This window comes from Pseudomonas sp. 30_B (assembly GCF_017491605.1).
Lineage (GTDB): Bacteria > Pseudomonadota > Gammaproteobacteria > Pseudomonadales > Pseudomonadaceae > Pseudomonas.
Window position 1 is genome coordinate 1 of the sequence record NZ_JAFGYY010000518.1, and the last position, 242, is coordinate 242.

Sequence of the window (242 nt, forward strand, 5' to 3'; positions counted from 1 at the left end):
CGCCTTCGTAGTTGGAGTTCTTCTCGTTGCGGAACGGAGAGGTGGCGGCATCCGGCCAGGTGAAGCGGTTCGGGCCGTTGTCGGTGGTGTAGATGACGATGGTGTTGTCGCTGAGCTTCAGGTCGTCCACCGCCTTGAGCAGCTTGCCGACGTCGCCGTCGTGCTCGAGCATGCCATCAGCGTACTCGTTGCCCGGCATGCCGCTCTGGCCCTGCATGGATTCGCGTATGTGGGTGAAGGCG

1 protein-coding gene is annotated in these 242 nt (G+C 62.8%); it reads right to left on the reverse strand.

Annotated features, from left to right (window positions below; translation table 11 throughout):
* On the reverse strand, positions 1 to 242 hold a 242-nt coding region (locus J5M67_RS29310; protein ID WP_207888766.1), incomplete at both ends, for a sulfatase-like hydrolase/transferase.